At 70.3% G+C, this 16990-nt stretch carries 17 protein-coding genes and 1 riboswitch; of the genes, 10 read left to right on the top strand and 7 right to left on the bottom strand.

The features are described 5' to 3' along the window. Positions 1–242 precede the first annotated feature (242 nt). The 3 genes from ACF1DX_RS12720 (at position 243) to ACF1DX_RS12730 (ending at position 4021) form a co-directional block, all read left to right on the top strand. Entirely contained in the window at positions 243–1355 is a 1113-nt protein-coding gene (locus tag ACF1DX_RS12720) for a LacI family DNA-binding transcriptional regulator (RefSeq protein WP_073933363.1), read from the top strand. Between the two features lie 521 nt (positions 1356–1876). Further along, on the top strand, positions 1877–2968 hold the full coding sequence (locus ACF1DX_RS12725) for a metallophosphoesterase (RefSeq protein WP_107061964.1): 1092 nt from the start codon (positions 1877–1879) through the stop codon (positions 2966–2968). 183 nt (positions 2969–3151) lie between these two features. After that, a complete protein-coding gene (locus ACF1DX_RS12730) occupies positions 3152–4021 on the top strand; it encodes a hypothetical protein (protein ID WP_391791213.1) in 870 nt (289 codons plus the stop codon). A 106-nt stretch (positions 4022–4127) separates the two neighbouring features. Here the strand turns inward: ACF1DX_RS12730 and ACF1DX_RS12735 are convergent, their stop codons facing one another. Next, the gene (locus ACF1DX_RS12735; RefSeq protein ID WP_391791214.1) at positions 4128–5588 is read right to left on the bottom strand and encodes a VWA domain-containing protein; all 1461 of its coding nucleotides are present in this window, start codon (positions 5586–5588) and stop codon (positions 4128–4130) included. Between the two features lie 111 nt (positions 5589–5699). After that, positions 5700–7496 (bottom strand): phosphomethylpyrimidine synthase ThiC, encoded by a 1797-nt coding sequence (gene thiC / locus ACF1DX_RS12740; RefSeq protein WP_391791215.1) that lies wholly within the window; start codon positions 7494–7496, stop codon positions 5700–5702. Continuing rightward, a riboswitch (TPP riboswitch) is annotated at positions 7489–7678 on the bottom strand. It overlaps the preceding gene by 8 nt. 71 nt (positions 7679–7749) lie before the next feature. Here thiC and ACF1DX_RS12745 point away from each other — a divergent pair. Further along, on the top strand, positions 7750–9150 hold the full coding sequence (locus tag ACF1DX_RS12745) for a YibE/F family protein (RefSeq protein WP_391791216.1): 1401 nt from the start codon (positions 7750–7752) through the stop codon (positions 9148–9150). A 67-nt stretch (positions 9151–9217) separates the two neighbouring features. Here ACF1DX_RS12745 and ACF1DX_RS12750 read toward each other — a convergent pair whose 3' ends face one another. From ACF1DX_RS12750 to ACF1DX_RS12765, 4 genes are all read right to left on the bottom strand, one after another. Then, entirely contained in the window at positions 9218–9652 is a 435-nt protein-coding gene (locus ACF1DX_RS12750) for an SsgA family sporulation/cell division regulator (RefSeq protein WP_030857138.1), read from the bottom strand. 98 nt (positions 9653–9750) lie between these two features. Further along, positions 9751–10581, bottom strand: coding sequence for an IclR family transcriptional regulator (locus ACF1DX_RS12755; protein ID WP_391791217.1), 831 nt, complete (start codon positions 10579–10581; stop codon positions 9751–9753). 193 nt (positions 10582–10774) lie between these two features. Continuing rightward, entirely contained in the window at positions 10775–10987 is a 213-nt protein-coding gene (locus tag ACF1DX_RS12760) for a DUF5326 family protein (RefSeq protein ID WP_030857134.1), read from the bottom strand. A 149-nt stretch (positions 10988–11136) separates the two neighbouring features. Further along, on the bottom strand, positions 11137–11454 hold the full coding sequence (locus ACF1DX_RS12765; protein WP_004929283.1) for a cupin domain-containing protein: 318 nt from the start codon (positions 11452–11454) through the stop codon (positions 11137–11139). A gap of 59 nt (positions 11455–11513) precedes the next feature. Between ACF1DX_RS12765 and ACF1DX_RS12770 the strand changes: the two genes are divergently transcribed. The 5 genes from ACF1DX_RS12770 to ACF1DX_RS12790 all read left to right on the top strand — a co-directional run bounded on the left by ACF1DX_RS12770 (position 11514) and on the right by ACF1DX_RS12790 (position 15246). Then, positions 11514–11891 (top strand): phage holin family protein, encoded by a 378-nt coding sequence (locus ACF1DX_RS12770; RefSeq protein WP_073933356.1) that lies wholly within the window; start codon positions 11514–11516, stop codon positions 11889–11891. A gap of 5 nt (positions 11892–11896) precedes the next feature. After that, on the top strand, positions 11897–12388 hold the full coding sequence (locus tag ACF1DX_RS12775) for a low molecular weight protein-tyrosine-phosphatase (protein WP_391791218.1): 492 nt from the start codon (positions 11897–11899) through the stop codon (positions 12386–12388). After that, the gene (locus ACF1DX_RS12780) at positions 12385–13554 is read left to right on the top strand and encodes a cystathionine gamma-lyase (protein ID WP_391791219.1); all 1170 of its coding nucleotides are present in this window, start codon (positions 12385–12387) and stop codon (positions 13552–13554) included. Before ACF1DX_RS12775 ends, ACF1DX_RS12780 begins: the two co-directional genes overlap by 4 nt. 216 nt (positions 13555–13770) lie before the next feature. Beyond that, positions 13771–14676, top strand: coding sequence for a LysR family transcriptional regulator (locus ACF1DX_RS12785; RefSeq protein ID WP_391791220.1), 906 nt, complete (start codon positions 13771–13773; stop codon positions 14674–14676). 87 nt (positions 14677–14763) lie between these two features. After that, positions 14764–15246, top strand: coding sequence for an NUDIX domain-containing protein (locus tag ACF1DX_RS12790; RefSeq protein WP_030857124.1), 483 nt, complete (start codon positions 14764–14766; stop codon positions 15244–15246). A gap of 9 nt (positions 15247–15255) precedes the next feature. Here ACF1DX_RS12790 and ACF1DX_RS12795 read toward each other — a convergent pair whose 3' ends face one another. After that, positions 15256–15885 (bottom strand): HAD family hydrolase, encoded by a 630-nt coding sequence (locus ACF1DX_RS12795; RefSeq protein WP_391791221.1) that lies wholly within the window; start codon positions 15883–15885, stop codon positions 15256–15258. Positions 15886–16076: 191 nt separating this feature from the next. On the opposite strand from ACF1DX_RS12795, the gene ACF1DX_RS12800 reads away from it, so the two are divergent. Beyond that, a complete protein-coding gene (locus ACF1DX_RS12800; RefSeq protein WP_391791222.1) occupies positions 16077–16943 on the top strand; it encodes a GNAT family N-acetyltransferase in 867 nt (288 codons plus the stop codon). Positions 16944–16990: the final 47 nt, after the last annotated feature.

The raw sequence follows: 16990 nt of genomic DNA on the forward strand, positions 1-16990 counted from the left end.
TCTACGCGCCGGTGGCTTACGCCGTGGCGCGCGTCCCCCGTGCAGGTGAGTTGAGACCTCTTCGCAACATCACACCCACGGCAGGCTCGCATGCGCCGACACGCCAGCTCCTGGCATGGGAACGTTCAACACCCTTTATTTCCAAGGCAATTGACTCTAATTGATCATGCAGAAACGTGCCTGTCAACGCGTGCATATGCGTCCGCCCTACCCCACCGCATGAGCCCTACTATCGGCTCGCCATGACAGCAGCAGGGAAGCACCAGGTGAGCCGCGCGGATACCTCACGCCGAAGCAGCCGGCCGGAACGAGCGGGCATCAGGGACGTGGCCGCCGCCGCCGGAGTCTCCATCACGACCGTCTCCGACGCCCTCAACGGCAAGGGCAGGCTCCCGGACGCCACCCGGCGCCACGTCCGCGAGGTGGCCGACAGACTGGGGTACCGCCCCTCGGCCGCCGCCCGTACGCTCCGCACCGGGAAGTCCGGACTCATCGGCCTGACCGTGACGACGTACGGGGATGAACCTTTCACCTTCACCGAGTTCGCGTACTTCGCCGAGATGGCGCGTGCCGCCACCTCCGCCGCGCTCGCCCGCGGCTACGCCCTCGTCATCCTGCCTGCGACCTCCCGCCACGACGTGTGGTCCAACGTCGCCCTGGACGGCACGGTCGTCATCGACCCCTCCGACCAGGACCCGGTGGTCAGCGAGCTGGTCCGCCAGGGCTTACCGGTCGTCTCCGACGGCCGCCCGGCCGGCTCGCTGCCGGTCACGGCCTGGGTCGACAACGACCACGAGGCCGCCGTGACGGGCATCCTCGACCACCTCGCCGACGCCGGCGCCCGCCGCATCGGCCTGCTCACCGGCACCACCACCGACACGTACACCCACCTGTCGACCACCGCGTATCTGCGCTGGTGCGAGCGTGTGGGCCAGGACCCGGTCTACGAGGCCTACCCGGCACACGATCCGTGCGCGGGCGCCGTCGCCGCCGACCGGCTGCTCGCCCGCCCCGACCGGCCCGACGCCGTCTACGGCCTGTTCGATCCGAACGGCACCGATCTGCTCGCCGCCGCCCGCCGCTACGGCCTGCGCGTACCGGACGACCTGCTGCTCGTCTGCTGCAGCGAGTCCACGGTCTACGCCAACACCGAACCGCCCGTCACCACGCTCTCCCTCAAACCGCGCCGCATCGGCACGGCGGTGATCCAGCTGCTCATCGACGCCATTGAGGGGGTCGACTCGGATCAGCCGGTGGAACAGGTCATACCGACCGAGCTGATCGTGCGGACCTCCTCGCAGCGGCGTCCGCCCCGTACGACGGTCAGCCCGCCGAGGTCGCCGAAGGGGTCGTGAGGCGGGGGGCCCGCGTGGGGTCGGGGGTGTGGCGGTGCGGCGAGCCCGCCGCGGTCGGGCCCGTACCGCGCTGCCGCGGTGAACCTGGTGGGGACCGGGTGAGCGGCGGTCTCCGCCGCACCCCACTCCCGTGGACCGGTGCCTGCGGGAGCCCCGGCGGCCGGGGCGCGGGGGTCCCGGTGGGGCGTATCGCGTTCGGAGCGCGGAGCTTCCGCTTCCGGAGGGGGGAAGCGGAAGCTCCGCGGCACCCCTGGAGGAGTGGAAAGAAAGGGTTCTCCGGTCGCCTCTCCGGGCGAAACAGGCGGGCCTCCGAGACATCACTGGCGGAAGGAGCGTGGCCGGGGCGGGTTCAGGGCGGACGAAGACCTACTCAAACGGGGCGAAAGCCGCGATGAACCGGAGTCCTGCTCTGATTCACCACCCCTGGGTCGTCACACGGCACGATCCGCGTTCCTATGATGGGCCCACGACACCGCGGGCCGCTGCGACCAGGCAGTCCGACGCGGTGCAGAAGCGGCGCGATGGTGGAGGGGTCGATGACTCAGGGGGCCGGTCAGGGACCCGAGGTGGAGCGGACGGCGACGCTGCGCGACTTCCGGGTACCCGCGTACGTCCACGAGACCGGTCCGTACGCCCAGAGCACGCACCCCGGTGACGTCGTCCCGCCCTCCGAGGAGACCTACCCGGAGGGATACACACCCACCCAGCGGGACCTCCCCGTCATCAATCGGGGTGACACTGTTCAGGTGACCGTCGACCCCGCGTCCGTCCCCGCCCCGCAGCCCGCCACCGGCCAGGGGCCGCTGTACGTGGTCGGTGACGTCCACGGCTACCTCGACGAGCTGGTGGCCGCCCTCCAGGATCAGGGACTGCTCGACGCGTCGGGCCAGTGGTGCGCCGGCACGGCGCGGCTGTGGTTCCTCGGCGACTTCACCGACCGCGGCCCGGACGGCATCGGCGTCATCGACCTCGTGATGCGGCTGTCCGCCGAGGCCGCCGCCGCCGGCGGCTACTGCAAGGCCCTCATGGGCAACCACGAGCTGCTGCTGATCGGCGCCAAGCGGTTCGGCGACACCCCCGTCAACTCCGGCGCGGGCACCGCCACCTTCCAGGCGGCCTGGCTGCTCAACGGCGGGCAGAAGACCGACATGGACCGCCTCCAGGACCACCACCTGCAGTGGATGTCCCGCCTCGACGCCGTCGAGGCGGTCGACGGCCATCTGCTGCTGCACTCCGACACCACCGCCTACCTCGACTACGGCCGCTCCATCGAAGAGGTCAACGACACCGTCCGCGAGACGCTCACCCGCAACGACGCCGACGAGGTCTGGGACCTGTTCCGCAAGTTCACCAAGCGGTTCTCCTTCCGCGACGAGGGTGGCGCCGACGCGGTGCGCTCCCTGCTGGATACGTACGGCGGCACCCGGGTCGTTCACGGTCACAGCCCGATCCCCTATCTGACGGGCCAGGTCGGTTCCGAGGACGGCGAGGACGACAGCGGCCCCGTGGTCACCGGACCTCATGTCTACGCCGACGGACTCGCCATCGCGATGGACGGCGGAGTCACCATGGCCGGAAAACTGCTGGTCCAGCAACTGCCGCTGGGCGTCTGACGGTTCAGCGGGCCGTGACCGTGCGGCCCGCAACCGCCCCGTGCACGTGCCAATTTCGGTAAACCCCCTGTCACCGCGCGCCGTCACCGCTCTACCATCGGCTTATCCGTAGCAGGCTCCCCTCCGTTTCTGCCCGACGGCTCGTCAGCATGCCGAGCCCCAAGCCCTACGGAGCATCGGGGGATGCACATGAACAGCGTTCCGCAGCACCTGCTGAGCGAGGACCGCCAGGAATACCAGCGGATTCTCGATGAGGCGCTGCGCTCCGCACCACACCACCCGGAACTGGCCGCGGTCGGACAGCGGCTCAACTCGGAACAACTACGCACGATGGCACTCAACGCCACCGCGATCATCACGACGGCCGCGGCGACCGAGTACCAGCACTATGTGAAGGTCCGCGAGGAACGGCGCCGGCCACCGGAGTCGTCCGCCCCGTCCGTCCGCGAGTCCGGTTCCACCGAGCCGGACACGCACGCGATGGGGCTCGCCGCCACCATGGGAGAGGTCGCCGAGGCCACCGGGGCCGGCGCCGTCGCCGTCGTCGCCGTCCTGGCACCCGTCCTGGCCGGAACCGCGGCCGCGATCTTCCTGCTCGTCGGCTACGTCCTGCGGATGCTCGACCCCGACGCCGCGTTCGCCCGGACCATGCTCACCACGGGGTGGGTGTTCGGCGCGGTGACGGCGGTCGCCATCCTCGTCGCCGCCGTGGGCCTGCTGCTCACCGCGCTGCGCAACAAGCCCTCGGCGCTCGGCGGATCGTACGGTGAACTCGACGGGGAGGTTGCCCTGGCCAGGGACGCCTGGCGCGAGGCCCTGCTGGAGCGGGGGATCCTACCGTTCCTGCGGGACGCGCTCGCCGACCCGGCGACGGTCACCGCGCTGCAGCACACGGCACCGCCCCCGCCCGCCGGCCGTATCCCGCACCTGGGGTACGACCGGCCGGGCTTCTCCAGCCCGGAGGAGGGGGCGGCCCGTGGCACACGGCCGAGCTACTCCAGTCCGGACTACTCGAGCCCGGACTTCGGGGGACCGGAGCACCAGCCGGAGTAGCCGGGCGGCCCGTCCGTCGGCTTGCGCCCTCCGTACCGGAGGCGCGAGCCGGGTGGACGGGGCGGACGGACGGGTCCGCCGACGGGCCGGACGATCGGGCCGGGTCTCAGAGGATGCCCGCCCGTCCCGCGGCCGTGATCCACTGCGGGAACTCGGAGAGCAGACGGTCGTACAGCTCCGCGTCCGGCACGTTGCTGATGTCGTCGACGGCGAAGAACCCGACGTTGTCGACGCGGCGTCCCGGCAGCGTGTCGAACCGCTCCAGCACGCCGTAATGGGACTTGCCCAGCCCCACGAACTGCCAGAAGACCGGTTCCTCCACCGCCTCACGGAGCTCGCTCTCGATCTCCTTGTTGCGGTAGACGCCGCCGTCGGAGAAGAACAGGACGAGCGTCGGAGCGGACGCGGGGTTCCCCCGGACGAACGCCCGCACCTCGGCGATGACCTTCTGCTCCTCGTTCTGGATGCCCACGTCCCGCATGTCGACCTGGCTGGGTTCCAGTCCCTTCTTCCGCCCGCGCCGGAACAGGCCCACCTCACCCACCCGCACATGCAGCCGCAGCCACTCGGGAAGCTCCCCCAGTCGCAGATCCGGCAGCCGGGCCGGGTTCGAGGCGAACGTCCAGGCCTGCATCTCGCCGTCGTCGTCCAGTTGCGCGGCGACCGCCGCCATCCGCTCGACGACGTCGGCCACCACCCCCTTGGAGTACAGGAAGGACATGGACCCCGAGGCGTCGAGTACGAGGACGACGCGCGCGGTGACCTCGGCGGCCCCGTGCTTGCGCAGACTGACCGCCACCTGCTCCTTGCGCAGCGACAGCCGCTTGCGCATGTCGACGGGCAGCCTCTCCTCACCCTTGGTGAGCCGCGGGGCACCGGGGTGGGGGTGAGGCACGGAGGGCTGCTGGGCGGGCGTGACCGGCACGGCGGGGGGAACGGACGGGGGCGGCGGAACCGGGGCCGCGGTGCCCCCGGGGGAAGCGGGCGAGACCGGAGGAACGACGGTCGCCGGGGAAGCGGACAAGGCCGGAGGCGCGTCGTCCACGGTGATGCCGAAGTCCGTGGCCAGACCCGCGAGACCGGAGGCGTACCCCTGCCCCACCGCCCGGAACTTCCACTTCCCCTGCCGCCGGTACAGCTCGCCGCCGATGAACGCGGTCTCCGTCCCCGCCGCCATGTCGAACCGGGCCAGCTCGGTCCCCGCCCCGGCGTCGAGCAGCCTGAGTACCAGTCCCGGCACCTGCCCGAACGTCCCGCCGTCCGCCGACGCGCACAGCACGATCCGCTCGACCACCCCCTCCACGGCACCCAGGTCCACCTCCACGGTGTCGGTCGTCTCCCGCGCGCCGCGCTGTTTCCCGAGATGCCTCACCGCGCCGGACGTGTGACGAGGCTGGTTGTAGAAGACGAAATCCCCGTCGTCCCGCACCCGCCCGGCCTCCGTGAGGAGCAGCGCCGAGGCATCGATGTCGGGCACACCGGTCCCGGCCTCCCAAGCGAGCTCAACGCGCACCGCACGGGCATCGACGGGAAGATTGGACCCCTTGCTCATCGGACTCGCTGTCATGGGGCCAGTCTGCCCACCCGCCCCGGCGAAGGGGAGGGGCCGCCGCACCTGCCGCCCCGCGGGAACGGTACCCACGACGGGCACCGCCCCCACGCCGTCCGCGGTGAACGCTCAGTTCGTGATCGGCAGATACACGCGATTGCCCGCCTCCGCGAACTCCTTCGACTTCTGAGCCATCCCCTCCTCGATCTCGTCCCGGCTTCCGCCGTGTTCACGACGGATGTCCTGGGAGATTTTCATCGAACAGAATTTCGGACCGCACATCGAGCAGAAGTGGGCCGTCTTGGCGGGTTCCGCCGGCAGGGTCTCGTCGTGGAACTCGCGTGCCGTGTCCGGGTCGAGGGCGAGGTTGAACTGGTCCTCCCACCGGAACTCGAAGCGGGCGTCGGACAGCGCGTCGTCCCACTCCTGGGCACCCGGGTGGCCCTTGGCGAGGTCGGCGGCGTGGGCGGCGATCTTGTAGGTGATGACGCCGGTCTTGACGTCGTCACGGTTGGGCAGGCCCAGGTGCTCCTTGGGCGTGACGTAGCAGAGCATGGCCGTGCCCCACCAGGCGATCATCGCGGCACCGATGCCGGACGTGATGTGGTCGTATGCGGGCGCGACGTCCGTCGTCAGCGGGCCGAGCGTATAGAACGGGGCTTCATCGCAGATCTCCTGCTGAAGGTCGATGTTCTCCTTGATCTTGTGCATCGGGACATGTCCCGGGCCCTCGATCATGGTCTGTACGTTGAAACGCTTCGCGACCGTGTTGAGTTCCCCGAGCGTGCGCAACTCCGCGAACTGCGCCTCGTCGTTGGCGTCCGCGATGGACCCGGGCCGCAGGCCGTCGCCGAGCGAGTACGTGACGTCGTACGCGGCGAGGATCTCGCAGAGCTCCTCGAAGTTCTCGTACAGGAACGACTCCTTGTGGTGCGCCAGGCACCACGCGGCCATGATCGAGCCGCCGCGCGAGACGATGCCGGTCTTGCGGTTCGCGGTGAGCGGCACGTACGCCAGGCGCACGCCCGCGTGGACCGTCATGTAGTCCACGCCCTGTTCGGCCTGCTCGACAACCGTGTCCTTGTAGATCTCCCAGGTCAGTTCCTCGGCCCGGCCGTCGACCTTCTCCAGTGCCTGGTAGAGCGGCACGGTGCCGATGGGGACGGGGGAGTTGCGCAGCACCCACTCCCGGGTGGTGTGGATGTTCCGGCCGGTGGAGAGGTCCATGACCGTGTCGGCGCCCCAGCGGGTCGCCCAGGTCATCTTCTCGACCTCCTCCTCGATGGAGGACGTCACCGCCGAGTTGCCGATGTTGGCGTTGACCTTCACCAGGAACCGCTTGCCGATGATCATCGGCTCGATCTCCGGGTGGTTGACGTTGGCCGGCAGCACCGCCCGGCCCGCCGCGATCTCCTCGCGGACCACTTCGGGCGCGACGTTCTCCCGGATCGCCACGTACTCCATCTCGGGCGTGATCTCACCGCGGCGCGCGTACGCGAGCTGTGTGACCGCCCGGCCGGCGCGGCCCCGGCGCGGCAGGCGCGGCCGGCCGGGGAACACGGCGTCCAGGTTGCGCAGGCCCCCGCGCGGAGAGGTGTGCTTGATCCCGTCGTCCTTGGGACGGACGGGGCGGCCCGCGTACTCCTCCGTGTCGCCGCGGGAGACGATCCAGTTCTCCCGCAGCGGGGCCAGGCCCCGGCGGACGTCGGTGTCGACGAGCGGATCGGTGTACGGGCCCGATGTGTCGTACAGCGTGACCGACTGCCCGTTGGTGAGGTGCACCTGACGGACCGGCACCCGCAGGTCGGGGCGTGTGCCCTCGACGTACGCCTTGTGCCAGCCGATGGACTTCCCGGCCTCCCCGTCCACCGACGTCTCCGTCGGGTTCTGCGTGGAGGCAGGCGTGCGTGCGTCCTTGTTGGTCATGAGACCTACTCCCTACGCCGGCATTACCCGGTAACAGGTTCGGCGGTCGACGCAGCGGTTTCCGTCTGTCGACGTTCCGTGGGAAACATCACTCACCTACGGTGATGTTTCATGTGAAACGTCGCTGGGACGGAGGTCAGCGCCCTCTCAGCCCGGTGCTCCGAGCTCCCGCGTGTACAAAAGCGACTCCACGCTAGCGTCATTTCTGGCGCGGTGAACAGAGGGCCCACCCCGTTCTTGCGATGATCGGGCGGTGACCCCCACTCAACCTCCTCCGTTCCCACCGCCCGAACCGTCGCGCCCGCCCGGCGCCGGAGACGGCGGCGGCCATGCCCATGGGCACGGGCACAGCCACGGTCACGGCCCGGCGGCGCCTGTCTCCCAGCACCTGCGCAAGGTCATCGCGGCGATCCTCATCCCGTTCGCGGCGGCGGTGTTGATCGGGCTCGCCGTACTGTGGCCGGGCGGTGCCCCGGCGCACGAACGCACCGGCGTCGGCTTCGACCGGCAGACGCAGCACGCCACGGTCACCAAGGTGGTCGAGCTGAGCTGCCAGTCCGTCAACGCCTCCGGAGGCGTCCCGACCGGCGACACCTCCACCGCCGAGGGCTCGTCCGCCCAGCAGCAGGCGGACGGCACCTGCAAGAAGGCCACGATCCGGGTCGACACCGGTGACGACAAGGGCCGTACGTTCAACGAGATCGTGCAGCCGGACCAGTCCCGGCAGCTGAGCGAGGGCCAGAAGGTCGTGGTGGCCTATGAGCCCTCCGCGCCCGAGGATCTCCAGTACTCGGTCACCGATGTGAACCGGCGCTTCCCGTTGGCACTGCTCGCGGGCGTCTTCGCGCTCGCCGTCGTGGCCGTGGGGCGGCTGCGCGGCGTCATGGCGCTGGTCGCGCTGGCGATCAGCTTCCTGGTGCTCAACTTCTTCATCCTGCCCGCGATCCTGCAGGGGGCGAACCCGCTGGTCGTGGCGGTGGTGGGGGCGAGCGCGATCATGCTGATCGCGCTGTACCTGTGTCACGGGCTGTCGGCGCGCACGTCGGTGGCGGTGCTCGGCACACTGATCTCGCTGCTGCTGATCGGCGTCCTGGGCTCGGTGTTCATCGGGTGGGCCGCGCTGACCGGCAACACCGACGACAACACCGGTCTGATCCACGGGCTGTATCCCGGGATCGACATGAGCGGTCTGCTGCTGGCCGGCGTCATCATCGGTTCGCTCGGTGTCCTCGACGACGTGACGGTCACCCAGACGTCCGCGGTCTGGGAGCTGCACGAGGCCAACCCGTCGACGGGCTGGCGCGGGCTGTACCGCGCGGGCATCCGCATCGGCCGCGATCACATCGCGTCCGTGGTCAACACGCTGGTCCTCGCCTACGCGGGCGCCGCGCTGCCGCTGCTACTGCTGTTCTCCATCGCGCAGAGCGGCGTGGGGACGGTCGCCAACAGCGAGCTGGTCGCGGAGGAGATCGTGCGCACCCTGATCGGCTCGATCGGCCTGGTCGCCTCGGTGCCGGTGACCACGGCCCTGGCCGCGCTGGTGGTCTCGGCCGACCGCCCGACGTCTCAGGCACGGGCGCAGGGGACCGGGCCGGCACCGGACGCACGGCCGGCCGTGGGGCGCGGTGGGCGGGGCAGGCGCCGTAAGCGCTGACGTCCTGTGCGGCGGGCGGAGCGCGCTGAAGCGTTCCGCCACCGGTCCACCCGCCTGGCGTAACGCTTCAGCCGGCGCTCTGCTCCGCCAGGATCCGGTCCAGCGCGTCGTCGAGGTGGGCGTCGAAGTCGGCGAGAGCCCCCTCCTGGCCCAGTGGCACCAGCTTGTCGGTGCGGTCGAGGAAGGCCACGAGCGGTGCGGTCGACGAACGGAACAGTGCCTGGTCGCTGCCGACCTGAAGCCGGATCAGCACCTCGCCCAGCGCGTCGGGGTCCACCGGCGAGACGCGTACGTCGCCCTCCCCGCACGGTCGGCCGACGCCGTCGATCAGCAGTTCCCGACCGAACGCCCAGGTCACGGGGGCGTCCCCCGGCAAGTGGAAGGTCAGTCGCACGGCGTAAGGATCACAGGTGTCGTAGCGGAGCTCCACCGGGATGCGGAAGGACAGCTCCTCCGACACGAGAAAGCTCATCATGACCTCTGCCTGTACGGATTCGCGCATCGCCTACCCCGTCATTCGCCACGGACTGGCCGGGCATGGACCCTGACACCAGAGGGAATCTTGCTGAACGTACACAGCAGATCACAAGGAGTGAGTTTTCAGATACTGATAGACAGCGTGAGTGACCCGACGAAGCGCTCCACCTCGGCCTGCAGTCGCCGCGCCGCGGGGACGAGCCGGTCGGCCTGGTGCGTGGGCAGCGAGATGGCCACCGCCGCGGCCACGGATCCGACGGTGACGGGGATCGCCGCGCACACCGTGCCCAGCACGTACCCCTGACGCTCCATCACCGGTTCCATCCGCCGCATCCGCTCCAGGCGCCTCAGCAGGCTGTGGCCGTCGCGCACGGTGTACGGCGTGAGGGGCCACACGGGATGGCGGTCGAGGTGATCGCGGCGCGCCTCCTCGTCGAGCTGGGAGAGCAGACACTGGCCGATCGCGTGGGCGTGGCCGGTCTCCCGGAAGTCGGCCCACTCCTCGACCGCGGGATGGGCGAGGGTGTCGGAGACGCAGACGACGTCGATCTCGCCCTCGCGGTACACGGCGTAGTACACGGGTGCGCCGATCGCGTCCCGCCAGTGGGCGAGGGTGTCGACCACCGTGCTGCGACGTTTCTGCTCCGCTCCGCTGCTGCTCAGCCGCTCTGCCGCCTCCCCCAGGAAGAACAGCCCCTTGTCCCGGCGCAGATAGCCCTCGTGCACCAGGGTGCGCAGCAGGTGGTACGTGGTGGGGAGCGCCAGTCCGGTCTCCCGGGCCAGTTGTTTGGCGGGAGCCCCGTAACCATGCCTGGCGACGGTCTCCAGCAGGCGCATGGCTCGCTGGACGGAGCCGATGAGGGTCGCGGTGGGCGGCGGTGCGGGGGGCACCGGCGAGCGGGGCTGCGAGGGGACCGCGGGCAGCTGCGCGGAGCCGGTGCCAGTCGTGGCCAAGGGTCACTCCCGAAACGCGAGGGGGCTGCCCGTGCGGGGAACACGGGTGGGGGTCGCCGCTCGCGGGGACCGTCCCCGCGTCGAGTTCCGGACTCTAACGGGCTGTCACCGCGTGCGGACGGCCCGCCGGAGAAACTTCCCCCGCCCGAGGGAACCGGTGATTCCTGTTACCGCTTCACCGGATCCCCTCGGTTCACCAGTCGCTGCGCGACGAGGAACTCGAGGTGAACTTCCGTACGACGTAGATCAGTCCGCCGACCAGTGCCACGAAGACCAGCAGCTTGAAGAGCAGACCGATCACAAAGCCGACCACGCTCGCTATCAGCCCGCCGAACACGACCAGGGCGATGACCGGCACCGCGATCCACTTCACCCACCACGGCAGTCCCGCGAAGATCTCTCGCATCGCCCTCGCCCTTACCTCTCCGCCCGCCGCGTGCCGGGTCGTGTCGATGATGTCCCGCCCTCGATGCTAGGGCGGCGGGTGCTCCGGCGGGGGCCTCGGATCCCTTGCCCGCCCCTGACCGTTCCCCTAGGGAACCCCGACGGCGCTCCTCAGCTCTCGGGGGGAGAGAACACCACCAGAACCCGCAGGTCCTCGCTGATGTGGTGGAACTTGTGGGCCACTCCGGCCGGTACGTACACGACGCTGCCGCGTGCCACCTGGGTGGTCTCCATGCCGACGGTGATCGCCGCGCGGCCGCTGACGACGAAGTACACCTCGTCCTGGCTGTGCGGCTGCTGCGGGTCCTGGGCGCCGGCGTCCAGGGCGTAGAGGCCGACCGACATGTTCCGCTCGCGCAGGAACTGCAGGTATGCCCCGTCGTTGGCGGCGCGCTCCGCCTCCAGTTCGTCCAGCCTGAATGCCTTCATCGCCTGTCCCGCCCCTGCCTCACTGCCCGAGTCCGATCGTGTCTGCCACGATCAGACACATGATGAATTTCCTAGTCAAGACGATCGCCAACGCGGGCGCCCTGGCGGTCGCGGTGTGGCTGCTCGACGACATCACCCTGACCGGTGACAGCACGGGCAAGGAGATCGGCACGCTGCTCCTGGTCGCGCTGATCTTCGGGTTGGTGAACTTCCTGGTCAAGCCGGTGGTGAAGCTGCTGAGCCTCCCCCTGCTCATCCTGACGCTCGGGCTGTTCACCCTGGTGGTGAACGCGCTGATGCTGATGCTCACCTCCTGGCTCGCCGACCAGCTCGACCTGAGCTTCCACGTGGAGGGCTTCTGGACCGCCGTACTGGGCGGCCTGATCATCTCCGTCGTCTCCTGGGCGCTCAACGTCGTCCTGCCCGACGGGGACTGAAGCCGATGACCTACCGCGTCTGTTTCGTCTGCACCGGCAACATCTGCCGCTCCCCGATGGCCGAGTCCGTCTTCCGCGCGCGAGTGGCGGAGGCCGGACTCGACGGTCTGGTCGAGGTGGACAGCGCCGGTACGGACGGCTGGCACGAGGGCGAGGGCGCCGATCCCCGCACGGTGACCGTGCTGCGGGAGAACGGCTACGACGCCGGCCACACGGCCCGGCGGTTCGACCCGTCCTGGTTCGCCCGCCTCGATGCCGTCATCGCGCTCGACTCCGGCCACCTCAGGGCGCTGCGCCGCCTCGCGCCCACACCACGGGACGCGGACAAGGTGCGACTGCTGCGCTCCTACGATCCCGGCGCCGGCGACGATCTCGACGTACCGGACCCCTACTACGGGGGCGCGGACGGATTCGACGCGTGTCTTGAGATGGTGGAGGCGGCGAGCACCGGACTGCTCGCCGCGGTACGTGAGAAGGTGGAAGGACGAGCGGCATGAACGATTCGACGACGGGCGCGGGCCACGGGCCGGCGCTGCCGGACGGGGCGGGCGACGGCACCCGCGCGGTGCGGGCCGGGCTGCCCGAGCCGGTCAAGCACGAGCCGACCCTGCCCGGGCCGGTGTTCGCCGCCCACTTCCACCTGCCGGGTGACCCCACCGGCCCGTACACCTACGGCCGGGACGAGAACCCGACCTGGACGCTGCTGGAACGGGCCATCGGCGAGCTGGAGGCGCCCGGCCGGGACGACGTCGAGACCCTGGTGTTCGCCTCGGGCATGGCCGCGATCTCCTCGGTGCTCTTCTCCCAGCTGCGCGCCGGGGACGCGGTCGTCCTGCCGAGCGACGGCTACCAGGCCCTGCCCCTGGTGCGGGACCAGCTGAAGACGTACGGCATCGAGGTGCGGACCGCGCCGACGGGCGGCGACGCCCAGCTCGAGGTCCTCGACGGCGCGAAGCTGCTGTGGATCGAGACGCCCTCGAATCCTGGGCTCGACGTGTGCGACGTACGACGGCTGGCCGAGGCGGCGCACGCGCGCGGTGCCCTGGTCGCCGTGGACAACACCCTCGCGACGCCGCTCGGCCAGCGTCCGCTGGAGCTCGGCGCCGACTTCGCGGTGGCCAGCGGTACCAAGCAGCTCACCGGGCACGGTGACGTGCTCCTGGGGTACGTCACCGGCCGGAACGCCGAGGCCATGGCCGCCGTCCGCCGCTGGCGCAAGATCGTCGGCGCCATTCCGGGGCCCATGGAGGCCTGGCTCGCGCACCGCTCGATCGCCACGCTCCAGCTGCGCGTCGACCGGCAGAACGCCACCGCGCTGACGCTCGCCCGGGCGCTGCGGGAGCGGCCCGAGGTCACGGGGCTGCGTTATCCGGGGTTGCCCGACGACCCCTCGCACAAGATCGCATCGCAGCAGATGCGGCGCTATGGGTGCGTGGTGTCCTTCACGCTGCCCACGCGCGCGCGTGCGGACCGTTTCCTCGACGCGCTGCGGCTCGTGGACGACGCGACGAGCTTCGGCGGCGTACGGTCCACGGCGGAGCGGCGCGGACGCTGGGGCGGGGACGCGGTGCCGGAGGGCTTCATCCGCTTCTCCGTAGGCGCCGAGGACCCGGAGGACCTGGTCGCGGACGTACTGCGCGCCCTGGACGCGTCAGCCGGCTGACCGGCCGGGCCGGCAGGCGCCCGGCACTCTGCGGCGGACGGTCCGAGCCTCCCCCCTCGTGGCTCGGACCGTCCTCGGTTCCGCGCGCGAAGAACCGCGCGACCAAGGCTAGTTGACTCAGTGTCAGTGTCCAATCACAGTAGCGACAGCGACCTATCGACTTATTTATAGTTGGACGTCCGGGCCCGGAGCCGGTCCGGCGAGGGAGGGTGTGGCGTGGATCTGGCCTTGCTGCGGACCTTCGTGACCGTGCACCGGGCCGGTTCCTTCACCCGCGCCGCCGCCCTGCTCGGCCTCTCCCAACCGGCCGTCACCTCGCAGATACGGACACTGGAACGGCAACTGGGGCGGCCCCTGTTCCTCCGGCAGGCGCGCGGTGTGACACCGACGACCATCGGGGACGAGCTCGCCCACAAGGCGGCACCGCACCTCGACGCCCTGGTGGAGATCACCGAGTCCCGGCTGGAGGAGGACTCCTCCCTGCGGACACTGCATCTGGCCGGCCCTCCGGAGTTCACCGCCGAACGGGCGCTGCCCGCGCTCACGGAGCTGACCGGCGAGGACGGCCAGGGTTTCGCCCTGCGCGCCTCCTTCGGCACCGCCGAGGAAACCTTGGAGGGGCTGGCCGCCGGACATCATGATCTGGCCATCAGCACGGTCCGCCCACGCGGCGCACTGCTCTCGGCGACTGCGCTCTGCGACGAAGAACACGTCCTGGTCGCCGCCCCGCGCTGGGCCGAGCGGATCGGCCCCGGCCCACTCCGCCACACGGGCCCTTCAGCCCTGGAACACGTCCCCGTGGTCGAGGTGCACGAGTCGCTGCCCTTCGTCGCCCGTTACTGGGCCTCCGTCCTCGACTCCCGCCCTGTCGCCCCGGGCACCGTCATCGTCCCGGATCTACGCGCGGTGCTGGCCTGCGCCGCCGCGGGAGCGGGGTTGGCGGTACTACCCCGCTACCTGTGCGCGGGTGCGCTCGAGCGAGGTGACGTGGTGGCTCTGCACGAACCGACGGTGCCTCCGCTGCGCACGTACTTCCTGGTGGTCCGCACCGGCACGCTGGCGATGCCGCACATCGCGCGGGCCCACGAGTGGCTGGAGCGGGCGGCCACCGGCTGGTGCTGACCCGCCGGTGCGGTGTCCCACCACGGGAAGCCGGCCGCCGGCCTCCCGTGATGTTTCACGTGGAACCAACCGGGCCACATTTCCTCCATGACCGTCCGACCCGTGGTCAAGCGCACCGCCCGAGCCGTTCTGCTGGACGGCGAGAACCTGGTTCTGATCAAGCGCACCAAACCAGGCATGGATCCCTACTGGCTCACCCCGGGCGGCGGAGTGGAGCCGGAGGACCCCACCGTCGTGGACGCCCTGCACCGTGAGGTGTACGAGGAGCTCGGCGCGAAGATCACCGACGTGGTGCCCTGTTTCGTCGACACCGTGGAGCACATCGGCGAGGACGGCGGCGCCACCGGCGTGAAGGTGCAGCACTTCTTCGTATGCCGCCTGGAGTCCATGGACCCGTCCCTGCGCCACGGCCCGGAGGTCGACGAACCCGTCGGCGAGTACGAGATCGTCCGTGTGCCGTTCACCCGCGTCGGGATCGCCTCCGTTCACCTGGTACCGCTGTCGCTGCGGCACTACCTGGACGGCAACATCGAGGGCGTACGTGCCATGCACGCCCCCGACCTGGGATAACGCCGACCCTTACGCGGCCCGCACCAGTTCGTAGGCTTCCCAGAGGTCCCGCCCCATGTAGGAGTGGGTCGCGAGGCCGGTCAGATGCCGGTCCGCGTTGACCGCGACGGAGACCGGCACCGCACCGAACAGGTCCTTGTCCGACAGCGAGTCGCCATAGGCGACGCAGTCCGCGCGGGTCACCCCGAACTCCGCACACAGACGATCGGCGATCCGGACCTTGGCCGCCGCGTTGAGGACGCCGGCCGGGTCCACAGGCTCCCTGAACGGCACGGCGGGAAAGCGAGAGCCGTACGCCGCGTGCGCGCCCCAGTCGGTGAGCCGCTCCACGAAGAAGGACGGGGACAGTGAGACCACGGCGCAGTAGTCACCGTTCCGGGTGAGCTCCGCCCAGACCTCGCGGATACGGGCCAGCCACGGAGCCGCTTCGAACGCCGCCGCCACATGCGCCTCCGTGAGGCCCGCCCAGAGCGTGTGCACCTGTGTGGCGTACTCCGGTGGTCCGATCAGGCCGGACGAGATCGCCCGGTCGAGGGCCGCTGTCTCGGCTTCCAGTCCCAGTTGCCGCGAGATCTCCACGGGAGCCGAGGTGCCGGGGAGCAGGGTGCCGTCGAGATCGAAGAGATGAAGCCTCGCCATGAGCGACGAGGTTAACGGCTCCTGCTTCCTTCGCCCGGAGGAAGCAGCCACGCGCCGTTCCCGTATGTTTCACGTGAAACATCCCGCGCCCGTGTCCGTGCTCCCTCCGTGATCGCGGTATGGCCAAAAGCTCGCACGAGTCTCCTGAAACAGGTGGACGCCGAAGCCTTCTGTCAGACAGCCTGACCTGCGTGCCGACACCTTCCCTTGCCTCTCTGCCCATCCGCCGCCTGACGCTCCGCGACCTCACCGCCTGCGCCGATTTGTCCGAGGACCGGGGGTGGTCACGGGAGGAGTACAAGTGGGGCCTCCTCCTCACGGCCGGGAAAGGTTACGGGATCGACGATCCCGACGGCGGCCTGGTGGCCGCCTGTGTCGTCACCGAGTACGGGCCGCGGGAACAGCCCTCTCTCGCGGCCGTCGGCATGGTCCTGGTCGCCGAACGGCATGCCCGCCGGGGCGTGGGACGCCGGCTCATGCGTCACGTCGTCTCCGCGATGGGCACCACACCCCTCACCCTGCACGCGACCCCTTTCGGCCGGCCCCTCTACGAAGAACTCGGTTTCAAGGTCACCGGCCGTGCCGAGATGCTGCGCGGTCACTTCGTCCCCACCGGTGACCGGCCGGAGGTCGCCACCCGGGCCGCGACCGCGGAGGATCTCCCCTCGGTCGTCCGGCTCGACGAGGAGGTGTTCGGTGCCGACCGGACGCACATCGTCACCCGTCTGCCCGCCTTCGCCGATCAGCTGCGCGTCGCCGAGGAGGGCGGACGGATCATCGGTTACGCGGCCGCCTGGCCCAACATGGACACCCATGTGGTGGGCCCGCTCATCGCCCGCGACACGGCGACGGCCAAGGCACTGCTCGCTTCGCTCGCCGCCCACACCGACCGGCCGCTGCGCACCGACATCGATGTGCGGCATGAAGAGCTGCTGAACTGGGCGAAGGCACACGGGCTGGCATCCGTCGTGTCGAATGCCGTCATGACGTACGGGATCACAGAGCTGCCCGGAGACTGGAGCCGGCGGTTCGCCCCGGTGACGGTCGCTGCGGCCTGACCACCATCGGATGTGACGACGCCGACCCCGTGTTTCGGGGTCGGCGT

This window comes from Streptomyces sp. NPDC014676 (assembly GCF_043084105.1).
In the GTDB taxonomy this organism is placed as follows: domain Bacteria; phylum Actinomycetota; class Actinomycetes; order Streptomycetales; family Streptomycetaceae; genus Streptomyces.

Excerpts from the sequence above, each read along its gene's own strand:
- ACF1DX_RS12780 (WP_391791219.1), top strand. The coding sequence starts at position 12,385 with ATGAACGATTCGACGACGGGCGCGGGCCACGGGCCGGCGCTGCCGGAC.
- thiC (WP_391791215.1), bottom strand. The coding sequence starts at position 7,496 with ATGACCAACAAGGACGCACGCACGCCTGCCTCCACGCAGAACCCGACG.
- ACF1DX_RS12770 (WP_073933356.1), top strand. The coding sequence starts at position 11,514 with ATGATGAATTTCCTAGTCAAGACGATCGCCAACGCGGGCGCCCTGGCG.
- ACF1DX_RS12765 (WP_004929283.1), bottom strand. The coding sequence starts at position 11,454 with ATGAAGGCATTCAGGCTGGACGAACTGGAGGCGGAGCGCGCCGCCAAC.
- ACF1DX_RS12760 (WP_030857134.1), bottom strand. The coding sequence starts at position 10,987 with ATGCGAGAGATCTTCGCGGGACTGCCGTGGTGGGTGAAGTGGATCGCG.
- ACF1DX_RS12795 (WP_391791221.1), bottom strand. The coding sequence starts at position 15,885 with ATGGCGAGGCTTCATCTCTTCGATCTCGACGGCACCCTGCTCCCCGGC.
- ACF1DX_RS12790 (WP_030857124.1), top strand. The coding sequence starts at position 14,764 with ATGACCGTCCGACCCGTGGTCAAGCGCACCGCCCGAGCCGTTCTGCTG.
- ACF1DX_RS12720 (WP_073933363.1), top strand. The coding sequence starts at position 243 with ATGACAGCAGCAGGGAAGCACCAGGTGAGCCGCGCGGATACCTCACGC.
- ACF1DX_RS12730 (WP_391791213.1), top strand. The coding sequence starts at position 3,152 with ATGCACATGAACAGCGTTCCGCAGCACCTGCTGAGCGAGGACCGCCAG.
- ACF1DX_RS12725 (WP_107061964.1), top strand. The coding sequence starts at position 1,877 with ATGGTGGAGGGGTCGATGACTCAGGGGGCCGGTCAGGGACCCGAGGTG.
- ACF1DX_RS12735 (WP_391791214.1), bottom strand. The coding sequence starts at position 5,588 with ATGACAGCGAGTCCGATGAGCAAGGGGTCCAATCTTCCCGTCGATGCC.
- ACF1DX_RS12775 (WP_391791218.1), top strand. The coding sequence starts at position 11,897 with ATGACCTACCGCGTCTGTTTCGTCTGCACCGGCAACATCTGCCGCTCC.
- ACF1DX_RS12750 (WP_030857138.1), bottom strand. The coding sequence starts at position 9,652 with ATGCGCGAATCCGTACAGGCAGAGGTCATGATGAGCTTTCTCGTGTCG.